Source organism: Streptomyces spinoverrucosus (assembly GCF_006539505.1).
Taxonomy (GTDB): domain Bacteria; phylum Actinomycetota; class Actinomycetes; order Streptomycetales; family Streptomycetaceae; genus Streptomyces; species Streptomyces spinoverrucosus.
The window spans coordinates 1-2791 of sequence record NZ_BJND01000153.1; the positions used below are offsets into that span (position 1 = coordinate 1).

A 2791-nucleotide genomic window follows, 5' to 3' on the forward strand; every position below is an offset into this window, starting at 1 on the left:
GGGACGAGTCAGAAACCGTTGATGTAGGCGAAGGACATGCGAAAGGTCCGGCGTAGAGGGTAAGACCCCCGTAGTCGAAACGTCAGCGGCTCGTTTGAGAGACACCCAAGTAGCACGGGGCCCGAGAAATCCCGTGTGAATCTGGCGGGACCACCCGCTAAGCCTAAATATTCCCTGGTGACCGATAGCGGATAGTACCGTGAGGGAATGGTGAAAAGTACCCCGGGAGGGGAGTGAAATAGTACCTGAAACCGTGTGCCTACAAGCCGTGGGAGCGTCGCATGCAAGCTTGCTTGTATGTCGTGACTGCGTGCCTTTTGAAGAATGAGCCTGCGAGTTTGCGGTGTGTTGCGAGGTTAACCCGGGTGGGGTAGCCGTAGCGAAAGCGAGTCCGAAGAGGGCGTTTTAGTAGCATGCTCAAGACCCGAAGCGGAGTGATCTAGCCATGGGCAGGTTGAAGCGGAGGTAAGACTTCGTGGAGGACCGAACCCACCAGGGTTGAAAACCTGGGGGATGACCTGTGGTTAGGGGTGAAAGGCCAATCAAACTCCGTGATAGCTGGTTCTCCCCGAAATGCATTTAGGTGCAGCGTCGTGTGTTTCTTGCCGGAGGTAGAGCACTGGATAGGCGATGGGCCCTACCGGGTTACTGACCTTAGCCAAACTCCGAATGCCGGTAAGTGAGAGCGCGGCAGTGAGACTGTGGGGGATAAGCTCCATGGTCGAGAGGGAAACAGCCCAGAGCATCGACTAAGGCCCCTAAGCGTACGCTAAGTGGGAAAGGATGTGGAGTCGCACAGACAACCAGGAGGTTGGCTTAGAAGCAGCCACCCTTGAAAGAGTGCGTAATAGCTCACTGGTCAAGTGATTCCGCGCCGACAATGTAGCGGGGCTCAAGCGTACCGCCGAAGTCGTGTCAATCCAGCATGAGGGCCAACGCCCGCTGGGTTGGGTAGGGGAGCGTCGTCTGCCGGGTGAAGCAGCCGCGTAAGCGAGTTGTGGACGGTTGACGAGTGAGAATGCAGGCATGAGTAGCGATACAAACGTGAGAAACGTTTGCGCCGATTGACTAAGGGTTCCTGGGTCAAGCTGATCTGCCCAGGGTAAGTCGGGACCTAAGGCGAGGCCGACAGGCGTAGTCGATGGATAACCGGTTGATATTCCGGTACCCGCTGTGAAGCGTCAAACATTGAATCCAGTGATGCTAAGCCCGTGAAACCGCCGTGTGCGTCTTCGGACAAGCACGGAGTGGTGGAGCCGGTGACCCGAGCTGGTAGTAGGTGAGTGATGGGGTGACGCAGGAAGGTAGTCCATCCCGGGCGGTGGTTGTCCCGGGGTAAGGGTGTAGGACGTCAGGTAGGTAAATCCGCCTGGCATGTGTCTGAGACCTGATGCCGAGCCGATTGTGGTGAAGTGGATGATCCTATGCTGTCGAGAAAAGCCTCTAGCGAGTTTCATGGCGGCCCGTACCCTAAACCGACTCAGGTGGTCAGGTAGAGAATACCGAGGCGTTCGGGTGAACTATGGTTAAGGAACTCGGCAAAATGCCCCCGTAACTTCGGGAGAAGGGGGGCCACATCCGGTGACGGCACTTGCTGCCGGAGCTGGGGGTGGCCGCAGAGACCAGCGAGAAGCGACTGTTTACTAAAAACACAGGTCCGTGCGAAGCCGTAAGGCGATGTATACGGACTGACGCCTGCCCGGTGCTGGAACGTTAAGGGGACCGGTTAGCTCCATTTCGGTGGGGCGAAGCTGAGAACTTAAGCGCCAGTAAACGGCGGTGGTAACTATAACCATCCTAAGGTAGCGAAATTCCTTGTCGGGTAAGTTCCGACCTGCACGAATGGCGTAACGACTTCTCGACTGTCTCAACCATAGGCCCGGTGAAATTGCACTACGAGTAAAGATGCTCGTTTCGCGCAGCAGGACGGAAAGACCCCGGGACCTTTACTACAGTTTGATATTGGTGTTCGGTTCGGCTTGTGTAGGATAGCTGGGAGACTTTGAGCATCGGACGCCAGTTCGGTGGGAGTCGTCGTTGAAATACCAGTCTGGTCGTGCTGGATGTCTAACCTGGGTCCGTGATCCGGATCAGGGACAGTGTCTGATGGGTAGTTTAACTGGGGCGGTTGCCTCCTAAAGGGTAACGGAGGCGCCCAAAGGTTCCCTCAGCCTGGTTGGCAATCAGGTGTTGAGTGTAAGTGCACAAGGGAGCTTGACTGTGAGACCGACGGGTCGAGCAGGGACGAAAGTCGGGACTAGTGATCCGGCGGTGGCTTGTGGAAGCGCCGTCGCTCAACGGATAAAAGGTACCCCGGGGATAACAGGCTGATCTTCCCCAAGAGTCCATATCGACGGGATGGTTTGGCACCTCGATGTCGGCTCGTCGCATCCTGGGGCTGGAGTCGGTCCCAAGGGTTGGGCTGTTCGCCCATTAAAGCGGTACGCGAGCTGGGTTTAGAACGTCGTGAGACAGTTCGGTCCCTATCCGCTGTGCGCGTAGGAGTCTTGAGAAGGGCTGTCCCTAGTACGAGAGGACCGGGACGGACGAACCTCTGGTGTGCCAGTTGTTCTGCCAAGGGCATGGCTGGTTGGCTACGTTCGGGAGGGATAACCGCTGAAAGCATCTAAGCGGGAAGCCTGCTTCGAGATGAGGACTCCCACCCACTTGATGGGGTAAGGCTCCCAGTAGACGACTGGGTTGATAGGCCGGATATGGAAGCACGGTAACGTGTGGAGTTGACCGGTACTAATAGGCCGAGGGCTTGTCCTCAGTTGCTCGCGTCCACTGT

General features: G+C 56.8%; 1 rRNA gene. It reads left to right on the plus strand.

What is annotated here, in order from left to right:
- Positions 1-2772, plus strand: a 23S ribosomal RNA gene (locus SSP24_RS42160); the annotation flags it as partial.
- Positions 2773-2791 lie beyond the last annotated feature (19 nt).